Here is a 14,951-nt window from a genome sequence, read left to right as displayed (position 1 = left end):
ACGGGAGAACATCATGAAACTGAACGAAATCAAGGATCACGAAGGCGCGACGCATTCGAAGAAGCGTCTCGGTCGTGGCATCGGTTCGGGCTCCGGCAAGACCGGCGGTCGCGGCGTCAAGGGTCAGAAGTCCCGTTCGGGCGTTGCCATCAACGGCTTCGAAGGCGGCCAGATGCCGATCTATCGTCGTCTGCCGAAGCGCGGCTTCGTCAACATCTTCGCCAAGGACTTCGCGGAAGTGTCGCTCGGCCGCTTGCAGCAGGCCGTTGACGCCAAGAAGCTCGATGCCAAGAAGACGGTAACGGCTGAAGCGCTCAAGGAAGCCGGCGTGATTCGCCGCGTCAAGGACGGCGTTCGCGTGTTGTCGGGCGGTGAACTGAAGGCCAAGCTGACGCTCGAAGTTGCTGGCGCCTCCAAGGCCGCGATCGAGAAAATCGAAAAGGCCGGCGGCTCGATCACCGTGGCCGGCGGCTCCAAAACCACCGAATAATTCGGCTTCTATTTGAAAAATCTACGCCCGGAGTGCTTCACACCGGGCGTTTTTTCTTCCATATGTGCCTCAACCACCGGCTGGCCCTCTCAAAAAGCCAAGCGGGTGTTTTATCGTGAAGACGGCCCCCGTTCGAAATGGAGCGATGTCGCCTGTTACGATCGGGCAATTTCTCGCACCGGGCGCTTGATCGCGGCCGTGCGGCGACGCGGAGATACGCATGGCTTCTGCAGCGGAACAACTCGCATCAAATCTGAACTTCTCGACGTTTGCCAAGGCGACGGACCTGAAGAAGCGGATCTGGTTTACCCTCCTGGCGCTTCTGGTGTACCGGCTGGGTACGCATATCCCGCTTCCCGGAATCAATCTCGAGGCCTATGCCCAGGCCTTCCAGGGGCAGTCCGAAGGCATTCTGGGCATGTTCAACATGTTCTCGGGCGGCGCCGTCCAGCGCATGGCGATCTTCGCGCTCGGCATCATGCCCTATATCTCGGCTTCGATCATCGTGCAGCTCCTGACCGCCGTGGTGCCGTCGCTGGAAGCGCTGAAGAAGGAAGGCGAGCAGGGCCGCAAGATCATCAACCAGTATACCCGTTACGGCACTGTCGTGCTGGCCACGGCGCAGGCCTATGGCATTGCGATCGGCCTGCAGTCGGGCGCCAACCTGGTCTCCGATCCGGGCTGGTTCTTCATCCTGTCGACCGTGGTTACGCTGGTCGGCGGCACCATGTTCCTGATGTGGCTCGGCGAGCAGATCACCTCGCGCGGTATCGGCAACGGCATCTCGCTGATCATCTTCGCCGGCATCGTCGCGGGCCTTCCGGCCGCCGTCGGCAACATGCTGGAACTGTCGCGCGTCGGCTCGATCTCTGCCTTCGTTGTCGTCGGCATTCTGGTTGTCGTCATTGCCGTGTTCGCGCTGATCGTGTTCGTCGAGCGCGCGCAGCGCCGTCTGCTGATCCAGTATCCGAAGCGCCAGGTCGGCAACCGGATGTTCCAGGGCGATACCTCGCATTTGCCGCTGAAACTCAACACCTCGGGCGTTATCCCGGCGATCTTCGCATCGTCGCTGCTGCTGCTGCCGGCGACGCTTGCGGGCTTCACCTCGTCCGAACTGCCGGGCTGGGCGACCGCCGTCATCGCATCGCTCGGTCATGGTCAGGCGCTCTACATGATCGTCTACGGTCTGCTGATCGCGTTCTTCGCGTTCTTCTATACCGCTATCGTGTTCAACCCGAAGGAAACGGCGGACAATCTGAAGCGTCACGGCGGCTTCATTCCGGGCATTCGTCCGGGCGAACGCACCGCCGAATACATAGACTATGTTCTGACTCGCATTACCCTCGTCGGTGCGGTTTATCTGGTCTTCGTCTGCATTCTGCCGGAGATACTCGTGGCCCGCACCGGTGTGTCGCTGGCGCTCGGCGGTACCTCGCTGCTCATTATCGTGAGCGTGACGCTCGATACCGTGTCGCAGATCCAGGGACATCTGATTGCCCAGCAGTATGAGGGGCTGATCAAGAAATCGAAATTGCGGGGAGGAAAGAGGGGACGATGAAACTTATACTTCTGGGACCGCCGGGCGCCGGCAAGGGGACGCAGGCGCAGCGGATTGTTGCCAGCCATAACATACCTCAGCTTTCCACCGGTGACATGCTGCGCGCAGCCGTTGCCGCGCAGACAGAGGTCGGCAGGAAGGCGAAAGCCGTGATGGATGCCGGCGGTCTGGTTTCCGACGATATCGTGATCGCGATCGTTTCGGAGCGGATCGATCAGGACGACTGCAAGGACGGCTTCATCCTGGATGGCTTTCCGCGGACGCTTGTCCAGGCCGACGCCACGGAAAAGATGCTCTCGGCGAAGGGGCTTGAGCTCGACGCGGTTATCGAGATCCAGGTCGATGACGAGACGCTTGCCGAGCGAATCGCCGGTCGCTACAGCTGCGCCAGATGCGGTGCGGGCTATCACGACGTGTTCCACAAGCCGAAGGTGGACGGCGTCTGCGATAAATGCGGGTCGACCGAGTTCAAGCGTCGCCCCGACGACAATCGCGAGACCGTCGAGAAGCGTCTCAAGGCCTATTACAAGGAAACCGCCCCGCTGATCGGCTACTACTATGCCAAGGGCAAGCTTTCCTCGGTGGACGGTATGGCCACCATGGACGATGTGACGGCCAGTATCGAAAACGTCCTGGCGAAGCTTTGAGTTTTATCCTTGTGCTCGTCCAGCGGACGGCCGGGGCAATGACACGGTTGCGGCGGCTTCAGGGCTGATCCGATCGTCACAAAAATCGAGGAGACGGTTGCAATATGTCGCCGTTTCCGCTATGAGCGCTCCAACTCGCGACATGGGGCAAGGCTGTCGATAGTCCTTTTAGTTTGGATCAGGACGCGTCTTGTCACGAATATCAGTTGCGGCCGAGCAATGACCGGCGGGTTATCCGTCAAAGAAACCGGCAGTTTCTTGCGACATCAAGCTGCCAATAGAAAATGCTAAGGAGAATCGGCGTGGCTCGTATTGCTGGCGTCAACATCCCGACTGCCAAGCGCGTTGTAATCGCGCTGCAGTATATTCACGGGATCGGACCGAAATTTGCACAGGAAATCTGCGAAAAGGCTTCCATCCCGGCTGAACGCCGCGTGCACCAACTGACGGACGCCGAAGTCCTTCAGATCCGTGAGGCGATCGATCGCGATTACATGGTGGAAGGCGACCTGCGTCGCGAGAACTCCATGAACATCAAGCGTCTGATGGATCTTGGCTGCTACCGCGGCCTGCGTCATCGTCGCGGCCTTCCGGTCCGCGGCCAGCGCACGCACACCAATGCCCGCACCCGCAAGGGCCCGGCAAAGGCGATTGCAGGCAAGAAGAAGTAAGTTTTACGGGACATTTCGTTCCGGAAAGAGCCGGCGGGTTTGCGCCGGCTTTCTGCGTAGATGACCGGGCCTTGAAAGGAACGGTTTGCGGTGCGGCGAAAAACAGCCGGGCCGCGATGAAACGGATCAGGAGGGTTTCCGCGACAGCGGAGAACTTCCCGGTGGAGCCGCTGGCGTTACGGCGGTGTCGAGATCAACGAAAGGAATACCATGGCCAAGGAAGCCACCCGCGTTCGCCGTCGCGAGCGCAAAAACATTTCGTCGGGCGTTGCCCACGTGAACTCCTCGTTCAACAACACGATGATCACCATCACCGACGCGCAGGGCAACGCGATTGCATGGTCGTCCGCTGGTGCCAAGGGCTTCAAGGGCTCGCGCAAGTCGACGCCGTTCGCGGCCCAGATCGCTGCCGAAGACTGCGCCAAGAAGGCTCAGGAACACGGCATGAAGTCGCTGGAAGTCGAAGTCTGCGGTCCCGGTTCGGGTCGTGAGTCGGCTCTGCGCGCGCTCCAGGCCGCGGGTTTCGTCATCACCTCGATTCGCGATGTGACGCCGATCCCGCACAATGGTTGCCGCCCGCGCAAGAAGCGTCGCGTCTGATTATCTGTCAATTTGCTCCGGTGGTCTCGTTTGAGGTCCCGGTTCTACGAAGCTCGGCCGTCACGATTGGATAGTGCGGCGAACGAAAGGTAGAAATCATGATACAGAAAAACTGGCAGGAACTGATCAAGCCCTCCAAGGTGGAATTCACCTCGAGCGGTCCCAAGAAGGTGACGCTGGTTGCCGAACCGCTGGAACGCGGCTTCGGCCTGACGCTCGGCAATGCGCTGCGCCGCATCCTTCTGTCCTCGCTGCGCGGCGCTGCCGTGACCGCGGTTCAGATCGATGGCGTTCTGCATGAATTCTCGTCGATCCCGGGCGTTCGCGAAGATGTCACCGACATCGTCCTGAACATCAAGGAAATCGCCATCCGCATGGAAGGCGACGAGGCCAAGCGCATGGTCGTGCGCAAGCAGGGTCCGGGCGTGGTCACCGCAGGCGACATCCAGACCGTTGGCGACATCGAGATCCTGAATCCCGATCTGGTGCTCTGCACGCTCGATGAAGGCGCTGAAATCCGCATGGAATTCACCGTCAACAACGGCAAGGGCTATGTGCCGGCCGAGCGCAATCGCGCCGAAGACGCGCCGATCGGCCTGATCCCGGTCGACAGCCTGTATTCGCCGATCCGCAAGGTTTCCTACAAGGTCGAGAACACCCGTGAGGGCCAGGTTCTCGACTATGACAAGCTGCTGATGACCATCGAGACCGATGGTTCGGTCACCGGCGAGGATTCGGTCGCATTCGCCGCCCGCATCCTGCAGGATCAGCTCTCGGTCTTCGTCAATTTCGAAGAGCCGCAGAAGGATACCGAGGAAGACGACGTCACCGAACTCGCCTTCAACCCGGCCCTTCTGAAGAAGGTCGACGAACTCGAGCTTTCGGTCCGTTCGGCCAACTGCCTGAAGAACGACAACATCGTTTACATCGGCGATCTCATCCAGAAGACGGAAGCGGAAATGCTGCGGACCCCGAATTTCGGCCGCAAGTCGCTGAACGAGATCAAGGAAGTGCTGGCCTCCATGGGCCTGCATCTGGGCATGGAAGTGCCGGCCTGGCCGCCGGAAAATATCGAGGACCTCGCCAAACGGTACGAGGATCAGTACTAACACGTCATACTGCGGGCAACGCCCTGCAAGTGAAGGAGAATAGCAATGCGCCATAAAAGTGCAGGCCGCAAGCTGAACAGAACGGCAAGCCATCGCAAGGCGATGTTTGCCAACATGGCCGTCTCGCTCATCATCCATGAGCAGATTGTCACGACGCTGCCCAAGGCCAAGGAAATCCGTCCGATCGTTGAAAAGCTGATCACGCTCGGCAAACGCGGCGATCTGCATGCCCGCCGTCAGGCGATCTCGCAGGTCAAGGACGTGGACGCCGTCAGGAAGCTGTTCGACGTTCTGGCATCGCGCTACGTCGACCGCAATGGCGGCTACACCCGCATCATGAAGGCCGGCTTCCGCCACGGCGACAACGCCCCGATCGCCGTGATCGAGTTCGTTGACCGCGACGTCAACGCCAAGGGCGCAGAAGACAAGGCCCGCGTCGCCGCCGAAGCCGAATCGGAAATGGAAGCCGCGTAAGCAGCGGTTTTCAATTTTGAGTATTTGAAGAGCCGGGTGCGAAAGCGCCCGGCTTTTTGTTGCTCACTTGCGCCCCGGCGTTACCGTCATGCCGGACCTGATCCGGCATCCAGGGCGGATTGTGAGAGAGGCGGCAGAAGAACAGCAAGGCCCGTTCTCTGGCCCTGGTTCCCGGCTCAGGGCCGGGATGACGGAGGAGGTGGCCTGAAAACGGGCAGCCAGTTCCTTGTTGGTCCTCGCCTCTACCGCGGAACATGAATTGTCGCCCGCACATGTTTCAGCGAGGCGACGATGGTGAAGGTCATGATCACCAGAAGGGTCCAGGAGCTCCATTTGCCGAGATGCACGGTCGACCACGCGCCGAGTTGATCGGGATATTGCCAGATGGCGAAGAAGGTCGAGACGTTTTCCGCAAGCCAGATGAAGAAGCCGATCAGCACGAAGGAGAGCAGCATCGGCATTTTGCGGTCGCGGTCATAGGGCCTGAAGATCACGGTGGCGCGGGCATAGAGGCCGATGGCGAGCGCCGCGATATACCAGCGATAGTCGCCGATATAGTGGTGGGTGAAGAAGTTGAGGTAGATCGCCAGCGCCACAAGCGTCGCCATCCAGTAGGGCGGGTGGTGGATGATGCGGATATCGAGGATGCGCCAGGCCTGGATGATATAGCTGCCGACGGCGGCATACATGAAACCTGAAAACAGCGGCACGCCGAGCAGTTTGGTATAGGCGAAATCCGGGTAGGACCATGACTGGATCGTGCCGGACGTCTTGAATAGCTCAAGCGCGAAACCGACGACGTGGAACAGGCAGATCGCCTTGAACTCGTCCACCGTCTCCAGACCGAGCCGGATCATCGCAAACTGGATGACCAAGGCGATGGCGAGCAGAAGGTCATAGCGCGGAATACCGGCGACGCCGCCGCGCGGCACGGCAAAGATCGCGATGAAGAACAGGCCGGCGAACAGGCAGGCCCGCGCTTCCTTCAGACCGAAGAACAGGAATTCGACGGCGAAGCGGCGCGGGCCGAGAAGGTCCGGTCTGGGCGCGATATCGGTGAGCCACCGGTCGATCGACCACACGCCACTGTTTCCCGCCAAATCCGTCATGTCCCCTCGCGCGTCGTCTGCCCTTCGAGTGCTGGCTCACCGGTAGGGCGATATTATGGCTCAGTTTCTCCGGCAGATCTCGATGCGTCGTTTGAAAAAGGCCTTCTCGGAGTGGTTTCCCGAGAGCGTCATCGCCCTGGCGAAGAGATCGGCCGCTTCCGGGTAATGTCCGGCGCGCAGCAGGCAATCGGCCCTGGCGGCATAAAGCGGGACTGCAAGGGCGGGCAGGTGCTCGATCTCGGCGAGCAGCGTCAACCCAAGCTCCGGGCCACCGGCCATGCTGTGGGCGATCGCGCGGTTGAGCGCGACCACGGGCGAGGGGACGAGGTCGATGAGGCGATCGTAGATCGCGGCGATGGTTCGCCAGTCGGTATCCTCTGCCCTCGGCGCAAGGCCGTGGCGGGCGGCGATCGCGGCTTGCAGGGTGTAGGGCCCCGGCTGTCCCCCGGCGGCGGCGAAGGCCCTCTCCAAAGCGGAAAAGCCGTGGGTCAGCAACAGCCTGTCCCAGCGCGCGCGGTTCTGTTCCGTGATCGGTACCGGCACGCCGTCCCGATCGATACGGGCGGGAAAGCGGGCGGCCTGCAGCTCCATCAGGGCCAGCAGACCCAGCACTTCCGGCTCCTCGGGAAGGAGCGCTGCCAGAATGCGGCCAAGGCGCATCGCCTCTTCCGAAAGCGGCGGGCGAAGCACGGCATTTCCGCTTGTTGCAGCATAGCCCTCGTTGAAAATCAGATAGACCACCTCCAGCACCGAGGCGAGGCGCTGGACGCGTTCCGGCCCGGTGGGAACCTCGTAAACCGGCCGGGCCGCGCCGAGCTGGTTTTTTGCCCGCAGCACCCGCTGCGAGACCGTCGCCTCGCCGGTGACGAAGGCGCGGGCGATTTCGGCGGTGGAAAGTCCGGCGACGACTTTCAGCGTCAGCGCCACGCGCGAGGCGGGCGTGAGCACCGGGTGACAGGCGGTGAAGATCAGGGCGAGGCGTTCATCGCCGATATCATCGTCCATCGCGGCCTCCGCCGCATCGGCATGGCTGGTCCCGATTTCATAGAAAGCCAGCGTGACGGCGCTTTCCTTCAGCGCTTCGGTTTGCCGCCGGCGGGCATGGTCGATGGCGCGGCGCTTTGCCGTCGTCATCAGCCAAGCGGCGGGATTGGCCGGAATGCCGGCTTTCGGCCATGCCGAAAGGGCTGCGACAAGCGCCTCCTGGGCAAATTCTTCCGCAAGCGAGAGATCGCCGACATAGCGGACGAGCCCGGCAACGAGCCGGGCCCGCTCGATGCGGAAGGCTGCCTCTATGGCCTTGCGGCTGTCGTCCTCGTCCATGAACCGGACTATGGCGCATCCGTCTTGCCGGTCAATCCCGTTTCGGCGCTCAGCGGTTGCGGCCCTCGAAACGGGCGAGCTGTTCCTCGGTCGCAACGTCGGCGAAATCCGCCAGTTCGTAGAAGGGGCGAATTTCGATCTCGCTCGGGCCGAACATCGGGTTCGGGCAGCGTTTGACCCAGGCAACGGCCTCGTCCATATCCTTCACCTCCCAGACCCAGTAGCCGGCGACGAGTTCGCGGGTCTCGGCGAACGGCCCGTCGATGACGGTGCGGCTCGCGCCGTCGAAGGCGATACGCTTGCCCTTGGAGGAGGGTTTCAGCCCGTCAGCGGCAAGCATGATGCCGGCCTTTGCCAGTTCCTCGTTGAACTTGCCCATCGCATCCAGCAATTCGGGCGTCGGCATCACGCCGTTTTCGCTGTCTTCGGTCGCCTTGACCAGTACCATGACTTTCATCGTCGTCTCCCTTGTTTGCGGCGCGCCCGTTTGGCGCTCCTGTCTCCACGACGAATGACCAATGCCGTTTCCGACATTATCAGCAAAAAAATCGAAGAAAAGATCACGTGCGGCGATCGCGGCGGCCGCCCGGATACTGAACCCTATATCCTGCAATGCGGCACGGGCGTTTGGCATTTCTGACAGGCCGTTCTCTACTTCGCCGCCCTTTGCATCCGTGCCGCCTTCTTGCGGGCGCGCTTGCGTTCCGTGATCGCGGGGCGCGCGAAGCGGTAGCCGAGGAGAAGGACGGCGATCGCGATGTAGAGCATGATCTCCGGGCCGATGACCTTGCGCGACATGGCAAAGTGGAGGGTGGCGAGCGCGGTGATCTCGTAGATGAAGGAGTGGATCAGGATCCAGCCCTTTTTCAGCGTGCGGATCGACCAGTTGTTGGAGGTGACGGCGAGCGGGATCAGCATTACCAGCGCCATCATGCCGAAGGTGATGAACGGCCGCTTGATCACGTCCTCCACCACCATCGAAATATCCATGCGCTGGTCGAGCACGAGATAGACCAGGAAATGGAAGCAGACGTAATAGAAGCCGAGCAGGCCCAGCGCCCGCCTGTAGCGCATCAGGTTGATCTCAGCGAGATCACGCAGTGGTGAAATGCAGAGCGTTGCCAGGATAAAGCGCAGCGCCCAGATGCCCAGCACATGCTCGAAGGTCTTCACCGGGTCGACGCCGAGCTGGTTGGTGGCGCCGAGGTAGAAATACCAGACGGCGGGCGCCAGTCCGAGCGCATAGAGCGCCCAGACGGAGGCCGGACGCCACCAGTTGCTCTTGGCGGCGGGGCGTCTCTTGGCTGCGATATCGGTCATGGCTCAGGTGCTCAATAATTGGCCTTGAGGTCCATGCCCTTGTAAAGGCTCGCCACCTCGTCGCCATAACCGTTGAACATCAGGGTCGGAATGCGCTCGCCGCCGAAGAAGCCGCCGCCTTCGCCGATCACGCGTTCGGATGCCTGGCTCCAGCGGGGATGCGGCACGTCGGGGTTCACATTGGCGTAGAAACCGTATTCGCTGGGCTGCAGCAGGTTCCAGCTGTTGGGCGGCTGCTTGTCGGTCAGCGTCATCTTCGTGATCGACTTGATGCCCTTGAAGCCGTATTTCCACGGCACCACGAGCCGCATCGGCGCGCCGGACTGGTTCAGCAGCGTCTTGCCGTAAAGCCCGACGGCGATGATCGTCAGCGGGTGGTTGGCCTCGTCAAGCCTCAGCCCCTCGACATAGGGCCACGGCATCGGCTGGCCGAAACCGCGCTGTGCCGGCATTTGCTCGGGGCGCACCACGGTCTGGAATGCGACATATTTCGCCGAGCCGGTCGGTTCGGCGAGATCGAGGATCGATTTCAGCGGAATGCCGACCCAGGGGATCACCATCGACCACGCTTCCACGCAGCGCATCCGGTAGGTGCGATCTTCCAGCGGGAATTTGGTCATCAGGGTTTCGATGTCGACGGTCTGCGGCTTCTGCACCATGCCATCGATCTCGAACGACCAGGGGTAGGGCTGGAAATCGCCGGAGTTGCGATAGGGATCTTCCTTGCCGGTCCCGAACTCGTAGAAATTGTTGTAGTGGGTGATGTCCTCGTAGCTGGTGACCTTGCGGTCGGCGGGCGCGGGGATCGGCCCTTTCACCGTTTTCAGCGCTTCGCCCTGGGCGAGGTCCTCGCCGGCGGCGAACGCGCCCGGGGCCGCGGCAAAGGTTGCGCCCGCCGCAAGGCCCGCCAGAAGCGTGCGGCGCTTCAGGTAGATGTGCTCCGGCGTGATCTGCGACGCGGGGATATGCGGCGGCTTGTAAGCGGACATCGAAATGTCTCCCGTAATGTTCGTCAAGAACTGTTACGTTTGAAGATCGTCGATAGTTTCAGCTTTAACAAGAAACTTTACGACCACATTTTTGTGTATCGGTCGTGAGGCCGGGGCGGGATTGCCCGGCAAGGGCCGCGCCTTCGGCTCAAGTCGACCTTGGTTTTTCACCCGCCTCGGGCGGCGAGATGCCGTCTCCCAGAAGCTCCTCGACAAACCATGCCGCAAACTGCGCGCGGCCGGAAACGCCGGCCTTGGCATAGATCCGGGTCATCTGGGCGCGCACCGTGCCCTGGGCCGATCCGCGCAGGCGCGCGATTTCCGCCAGATCGATGCCCTTCAGGGCGAGCATGCCGACCTCCCGCTCCGCTGTCGTCAGCCCCCAGATATCGAACTGGGTTTCGATGATGCGGACGAAATCGCCGCGGGCGATATCGAGGGCGCGCCCTTGGGCTGCCATGCGCTCGAGCGTCAGCCGAAGCTGCCAGCCGGCCATGAATATGCCGAGCACGAGAACGAATGCCGTCAACGCCTCGATGATCGACTCAGCGTTCACGGGGGCATCGGCAAGGTCTCGAATGGCATCGGCGACGAAGAACAGGGCTGCCACGCTCTGCAGCATCATGAAGATCGCAAGGGCGATCGTTTGCGACCGCCCTTGCCGTGTTGGTTTCCGGGTTTTCGTCAACGCGGTGGACCCTTGATCATCGGGCGCACAAGATTTCTCCTGAGCGCGTAGCTTTCGGCCGCAACGCCTGCGACATGAACGAGCGCCAATACTAGCATGAGATTGGCCGCCGTTTCATGGATCTCTTTCACGATTTCGCCCGAGTCCTCGGAGGGGTCCTCGCCTTCGCCATCCCCTGCAAGCACGGACCAGTCGCCCTGTTCGACCGCAACCCGCTCCTTGGCGATGGCGATCGGGGTTTTTGCGTCGGTCAGGATCAACCCCGTCGCGATCACCGCCGCAAGACATGCCCAGAGCGCATAGACCATGATCGCGCCGGCCGGGTTGTGCGAGGGATATTCCTTCGGCTTGCCGCGCAACAGCGAGAAGAGATGCGATACCGCGGCGCGCGGATCCGGAAGGAAGGCGGTAAACCGGGCTTCCTTCGGGCCGATGAACCCCCAGACCAGACGAATGACCAGCACCGCCATCGCGATCCAGCCGATCCAGATGTGGACGGCTCCGCCCGGCTCCGAGAGCAGGCCGTTGATGATGACGGCGGCGGCGATGAGCCAGTGACTGAGGCGCACCACGGGGTCCCACGGGTTGGGCGGGGCAATCGCTGCCCCAGTCCCTGTTCGTCTACCGGTCGACATTTCAGTCCTTCCCGGAAATTCTGGCGATCGCGCCGGTCTTCGGGTTGATGTAGACTTCGTGCATCTTGTTGTTTGCGTCATAGCACTTCGCCTCGATCATGCCGCCCTCGGCTTCAAAGCCCTTGAGGTCGCAGCCAGCTTTTTGCAGCGCGGCGGCGGCATCCGTCGGGTTGGTGCCGACGATATCGCCAACGGCAGGCATTGCGAAGGCGGCAACAGGGGCGGCAATGAGCGTAACCGCGAGCATCATGGAACGGATCATTAGAATTTCCTCTCTTGGGAAGGCGCGCCGGAAGTGGAGCGCAACGACCCCGATCTGCTGCCTGCCAGCCTCGTCGTCCATCTGCTTATGGCTGAGCGCGGTCCACGTAAGCAATTGCTTAGGAGGCGATGCCCGTTTTCGGATTAACCGTACCGGAGAGTACCGTTTTGCCGCCAACCGATAGTGACAGCCCGGTTAATATGGGTTACCACCACCACAAGCGGCGATACCTGCGTTTGGCGCAGGAGCACATTGAGGAGGACCCGAGCGGTCATATGTGCTGAACGCCCGGATTTAAGAAAGGAAGACCCATGCCTGCCTATCGTTCCAGAACGACGACCCATGGTCGAAACATGGCCGGCGCGCGCGGTCTCTGGCGCGCAACCGGCATGAAGGATGGTGATTTCGGCAAGCCGATCATCGCCGTCGTCAATTCTTTCACCCAGTTCGTGCCCGGTCACGTCCACCTGAAGGACCTCGGCCAGCTCGTCGCCCGCGAGATCGAGAGCGCCGGCGGCGTCGCCAAGGAATTCAACACCATCGCTGTCGATGACGGCATCGCCATGGGCCATGACGGCATGCTCTATTCGCTGCCCTCGCGCGAGATCATCGCCGACAGCGTCGAATACATGGTCAACGCCCATTGCGCCGATGCCATGGTCTGCATCTCCAACTGCGACAAGATCACGCCCGGCATGCTGATGGCGGCGCTGCGCCTCAACATCCCGGCGATCTTCGTTTCCGGCGGCCCGATGGAGGCCGGCAAGGTGGTGCTGAACGGCAAGGAACAGGCGCTCGATCTGATCGACGCCATGGTCGCCGCCGCCGACAGCAAATATTCCGACAGCGACGTTCAGGCGATCGAGCGTTCGGCCTGCCCGACCTGCGGCTCCTGCTCCGGCATGTTCACCGCCAATTCGATGAACTGTCTGACGGAAGCGCTCGGCCTGTCGCTGCCGGGTAACGGCTCGACGCTCGCAACCCACGCCGATCGCCGCCGCCTGTTCGTCGAGGCCGGCCACCAGATCGTGGATCTTGCCCGCCGCTATTACGAGCAGGATGACGAGACCGCGCTGCCGCGCACCATTGCCAGCAAGGAAGCGTTCGAAAACGCGATGACGCTCGATATCGCCATGGGCGGTTCGACCAACACCGTGCTGCATATTCTGGCCGCCGCCTACGAGGCCGAGCTCGATTTCACCATGGATGATATCGACCGCCTGTCGCGCCACGTGCCGTGCCTGTGCAAGGTGGCGCCCGCCAAGAACGACGTCCACATGGAAGATGTCCACCGCGCCGGCGGCATCATGGCGATCCTCGGCGAGCTGGACCGGGCAGGGTTGATCAAGCGCGACAGTCCGACCGTGCATTCGGCAACGCTGGGCGACGCGATCGACCAGTGGGATATCGTGCGCACCAATTCGGAAAGCGTGCGGAAATTCTTCATGGCAGCACCAGGCGGCGTGCCCTCGCAGGTGGCTTTCTCGCAGGAGCGCCGCTGGGCCGAACTCGATCTCGATCGGGTTTCCGGCGCGATCCGCAGTGCCGAGCATCCGTTCTCCAAGGATGGCGGACTTGCCGTGCTGAAGGGCAATATCGCGCTTGACGGCTGCATCGTGAAGACCGCCGGCGTCGACGACAGCATCCTGAAATTCTCCGGTCCGGCGGTCGTTTATGAAAGCCAGGACGCCGCGGTGAAGGGCATTCTCTCCAACGAGGTCAAGGCCGGGGACGTTGTCGTCATCCTCTATGAGGGCCCGAAGGGCGGCCCGGGCATGCAGGAAATGCTGTACCCGACCAGCTATCTGAAGTCGAAAGGCCTCGGCAAGGATTGCGCGCTGATCACCGATGGCCGGTTTTCGGGCGGGACATCCGGTCTTTCCATCGGTCATGTCTCGCCGGAAGCGGCCCAGGGCGGCGCGATCGGCCTGGTGCGCCAGGGCGACATGATCGATATCGATATCCCGAACCGCACGATCAGCCTCAGGATCTCGCCCGCCGAACTCGAGGCCCGCCGCTCCGCGCAGGACGAGAAGGGCTGGAAGCCGGAACATCCGCGTCGCCGCAAGGTGACGACCGCGCTGAAAGCTTATGCCGCCTTCGCCGCCAGCGCCGACAGGGGCGCGGTGCGGATTTTGCCGGAATAGCCCGGGCTTTTCCGTGTCACAGATGGCGTTTGTGTTAATCTTCGGGCCGTCCTGCAAGGGGCGGCCCGAAACTTTGAGTGGCTGAAGATGATCCGATTGTTTGCCGTCCTCGCGCTGATCCTGTTTCCGGTTCTTGCCCGTTCGGCCGGGGCTGCGCTTGTCTGTACGCTCGTGATGAACGCCAGCTCCGGTACGGTTGTTGTGGAGGATGGCGATTGTCGATCCGAGGTCACGCCGGCATCGACATTCAAGGTGGCGCTGGCGGTCATGGCTTTCGATGTCGGCGTGTTGCAGGATGCCCATCACCCGGTCATGGCCTATCGCGATGGCGATCCCGACTGGGGCGGCGCGGCATGGAGGCAGGACACGGACCCCGCGCGCTGGATGCGCTATTCCGTGGTCTGGTATTCGCAGCGTCTGACCCATCTGATGGGGCCGGCGACGCTTACGCGTTATGGCGAGGCCTTTGGCTACGGCAACGCCGACTTTTCAGGCGATCCGGGTTTTGACAATGGACTTGATCGCGCCTGGATTTCGTCGTCGCTGAAGATTTCGCCCTATCAGCAGGCCGTCTTCCTGCGCGGGCTTGTTCTCGGCGCTCTGCCGGTCGATCGTGAGGCCATGGCCAAGGCGCAGAGCCTGCTTGAGCAGCAAGACATGGACGGCTGGCTCCTGCGCGGCAAGACCGGGGCAGCGTATCCCCGTCGCGCCGATCGCAGTTTCGATTACGATCATGGCTGGGGCTGGTATGTCGGCTGGGCCGAACGCGGCGATGATACGCTTGTGTTCGTGACTCTGACGCAGGCGGAGCAGCGCAACCGGCAATCGCCGGGAATACGGACCCGGGAGGTTTTTCTCGGGCAATGGCCGGCCTTGTCGGAGCGGGGCCTGAACGCCGCGCACTGATCCGGCCGGCAAGGGAAACGCGG

Annotated in this window: 17 protein-coding genes; 9 read left to right on the top strand and 8 right to left on the bottom strand. The window is 61.9% G+C overall.

The features are described 5' to 3' along the window. Positions 1-13: 13 nt before the first annotated feature. The 7 genes from rplO to rplQ all read left to right on the top strand — a co-directional run bounded on the left by rplO (position 14) and on the right by rplQ (position 5,549). Positions 14-490: a 50S ribosomal protein L15 gene (rplO, locus tag HQ843_RS23160; RefSeq protein ID WP_180900986.1), complete on the top strand. Its 477-nt coding sequence runs from the start codon at positions 14-16 to the stop codon at positions 488-490. Between the two features lie 220 nt (positions 491-710). Next, positions 711-2,048 (top strand): preprotein translocase subunit SecY, encoded by a 1,338-nt coding sequence (gene secY, locus HQ843_RS23155; RefSeq protein ID WP_180900987.1) that lies wholly within the window; start codon positions 711-713, stop codon positions 2,046-2,048. Next, positions 2,045-2,695 carry an adenylate kinase gene (locus HQ843_RS23150; RefSeq protein WP_180900988.1) on the top strand — a complete coding sequence of 217 codons (651 nt, stop codon included), beginning with the start codon at positions 2,045-2,047 and terminating at the stop codon, positions 2,693-2,695. Before secY ends, HQ843_RS23150 begins: the two co-directional genes overlap by 4 nt. Before the next feature lie 302 nt (positions 2,696-2,997). Further along, positions 2,998-3,366, top strand: a complete 369-nt coding sequence (gene rpsM / locus HQ843_RS23145) for a 30S ribosomal protein S13 (protein WP_180900989.1) — start codon at positions 2,998-3,000, stop codon at positions 3,364-3,366. A 210-nt stretch (positions 3,367-3,576) separates the two neighbouring features. After that, a complete protein-coding gene (gene rpsK / locus HQ843_RS23140) occupies positions 3,577-3,966 on the top strand; it encodes a 30S ribosomal protein S11 (protein ID WP_018065590.1) in 390 nt (129 codons plus the stop codon). A gap of 98 nt (positions 3,967-4,064) precedes the next feature. Continuing rightward, a complete protein-coding gene (locus HQ843_RS23135) occupies positions 4,065-5,075 on the top strand; it encodes a DNA-directed RNA polymerase subunit alpha (protein ID WP_180900990.1) in 1,011 nt (336 codons plus the stop codon). Between the two features lie 45 nt (positions 5,076-5,120). After that, entirely contained in the window at positions 5,121-5,549 is a 429-nt protein-coding gene (rplQ, locus tag HQ843_RS23130) for a 50S ribosomal protein L17 (protein WP_180900991.1), read from the top strand. A gap of 242 nt (positions 5,550-5,791) precedes the next feature. On the opposite strand, the gene HQ843_RS23125 is transcribed toward rplQ, so the two are convergent. From HQ843_RS23125 to HQ843_RS23090, 8 genes are all read right to left on the bottom strand, one after another. Continuing rightward, positions 5,792-6,658: a DUF817 domain-containing protein gene (locus HQ843_RS23125; RefSeq protein WP_180900992.1), complete on the bottom strand. Its 867-nt coding sequence runs from the start codon at positions 6,656-6,658 to the stop codon at positions 5,792-5,794. Positions 6,659-6,718: 60 nt separating this feature from the next. Further along, positions 6,719-7,981, bottom strand: a complete 1,263-nt coding sequence (locus HQ843_RS23120; protein WP_180900993.1) for an RNA polymerase sigma factor — start codon at positions 7,979-7,981, stop codon at positions 6,719-6,721. Positions 7,982-8,030: 49 nt separating this feature from the next. After that, entirely contained in the window at positions 8,031-8,438 is a 408-nt protein-coding gene (locus HQ843_RS23115) for a YciI family protein (RefSeq protein WP_180900994.1), read from the bottom strand. 194 nt (positions 8,439-8,632) lie between these two features. After that, on the bottom strand, positions 8,633-9,301 hold the full coding sequence (gene msrQ / locus HQ843_RS23110) for a protein-methionine-sulfoxide reductase heme-binding subunit MsrQ (protein ID WP_180900995.1): 669 nt from the start codon (positions 9,299-9,301) through the stop codon (positions 8,633-8,635). A gap of 11 nt (positions 9,302-9,312) precedes the next feature. After that, a complete protein-coding gene (gene msrP / locus HQ843_RS23105; protein ID WP_180900996.1) occupies positions 9,313-10,290 on the bottom strand; it encodes a protein-methionine-sulfoxide reductase catalytic subunit MsrP in 978 nt (325 codons plus the stop codon). 148 nt (positions 10,291-10,438) lie between these two features. Next, complete coding sequence (locus HQ843_RS23100; protein ID WP_246710203.1) at positions 10,439-10,915, bottom strand: helix-turn-helix transcriptional regulator; 477 nt, start codon at positions 10,913-10,915, stop codon at positions 10,439-10,441. A 59-nt stretch (positions 10,916-10,974) separates the two neighbouring features. Continuing rightward, positions 10,975-11,613, bottom strand: a complete 639-nt coding sequence (locus HQ843_RS23095) for a cytochrome b/b6 domain-containing protein (RefSeq protein WP_180900998.1) — start codon at positions 11,611-11,613, stop codon at positions 10,975-10,977. 1 nt (position 11,614) lies between these two features. Then, positions 11,615-11,875, bottom strand: a complete 261-nt coding sequence (locus tag HQ843_RS23090; RefSeq protein WP_246710202.1) for a PepSY domain-containing protein — start codon at positions 11,873-11,875, stop codon at positions 11,615-11,617. A gap of 311 nt (positions 11,876-12,186) precedes the next feature. On the opposite strand from HQ843_RS23090, the gene ilvD reads away from it, so the two are divergent. Together ilvD and blaOXA are read left to right on the top strand one after the other, a co-directional pair. Further along, positions 12,187-14,022: a dihydroxy-acid dehydratase gene (ilvD, locus tag HQ843_RS23085; protein WP_180901000.1), complete on the top strand. Its 1,836-nt coding sequence runs from the start codon at positions 12,187-12,189 to the stop codon at positions 14,020-14,022. Positions 14,023-14,109: 87 nt separating this feature from the next. Then, on the top strand, positions 14,110-14,928 hold the full coding sequence (gene blaOXA / locus HQ843_RS23080) for a class D beta-lactamase (RefSeq protein ID WP_180901001.1): 819 nt from the start codon (positions 14,110-14,112) through the stop codon (positions 14,926-14,928). Positions 14,929-14,951 lie beyond the last annotated feature (23 nt).

This window comes from Martelella sp. NC20, assembly GCF_013459645.1.
Taxonomy (GTDB): Bacteria; Pseudomonadota; Alphaproteobacteria; order Rhizobiales; family Rhizobiaceae; genus Martelella.
This window is presented reverse-complemented; position numbering and strand designations above follow the sequence as displayed.

Coding starts and splice junctions, on each gene's coding strand:
- rplQ (WP_180900991.1), top strand. CDS start 5,121: ATGCGCCATAAAAGTGCAGGCCGCAAGCTGAACAGAACGGCAAGCCAT.
- blaOXA (WP_180901001.1), top strand. CDS start 14,110: ATGATCCGATTGTTTGCCGTCCTCGCGCTGATCCTGTTTCCGGTTCTT.
- msrP (WP_180900996.1), bottom strand. CDS start 10,290: ATGTCCGCTTACAAGCCGCCGCATATCCCCGCGTCGCAGATCACGCCG.
- HQ843_RS23150 (WP_180900988.1), top strand. CDS start 2,045: ATGAAACTTATACTTCTGGGACCGCCGGGCGCCGGCAAGGGGACGCAG.
- HQ843_RS23100 (WP_246710203.1), bottom strand. CDS start 10,915: ATGATGCTGCAGAGCGTGGCAGCCCTGTTCTTCGTCGCCGATGCCATT.
- rplO (WP_180900986.1), top strand. CDS start 14: ATGAAACTGAACGAAATCAAGGATCACGAAGGCGCGACGCATTCGAAG.
- HQ843_RS23115 (WP_180900994.1), bottom strand. CDS start 8,438: ATGAAAGTCATGGTACTGGTCAAGGCGACCGAAGACAGCGAAAACGGC.
- HQ843_RS23125 (WP_180900992.1), bottom strand. CDS start 6,658: ATGACGGATTTGGCGGGAAACAGTGGCGTGTGGTCGATCGACCGGTGG.
- ilvD (WP_180901000.1), top strand. CDS start 12,187: ATGCCTGCCTATCGTTCCAGAACGACGACCCATGGTCGAAACATGGCC.
- HQ843_RS23135 (WP_180900990.1), top strand. CDS start 4,065: ATGATACAGAAAAACTGGCAGGAACTGATCAAGCCCTCCAAGGTGGAA.
- HQ843_RS23120 (WP_180900993.1), bottom strand. CDS start 7,981: ATGGACGAGGACGACAGCCGCAAGGCCATAGAGGCAGCCTTCCGCATC.
- msrQ (WP_180900995.1), bottom strand. CDS start 9,301: ATGACCGATATCGCAGCCAAGAGACGCCCCGCCGCCAAGAGCAACTGG.
- HQ843_RS23095 (WP_180900998.1), bottom strand. CDS start 11,613: ATGTCGACCGGTAGACGAACAGGGACTGGGGCAGCGATTGCCCCGCCC.
- rpsK (WP_018065590.1), top strand. CDS start 3,577: ATGGCCAAGGAAGCCACCCGCGTTCGCCGTCGCGAGCGCAAAAACATT.
- HQ843_RS23090 (WP_246710202.1), bottom strand. CDS start 11,875: ATGATCCGTTCCATGATGCTCGCGGTTACGCTCATTGCCGCCCCTGTT.
- secY (WP_180900987.1), top strand. CDS start 711: ATGGCTTCTGCAGCGGAACAACTCGCATCAAATCTGAACTTCTCGACG.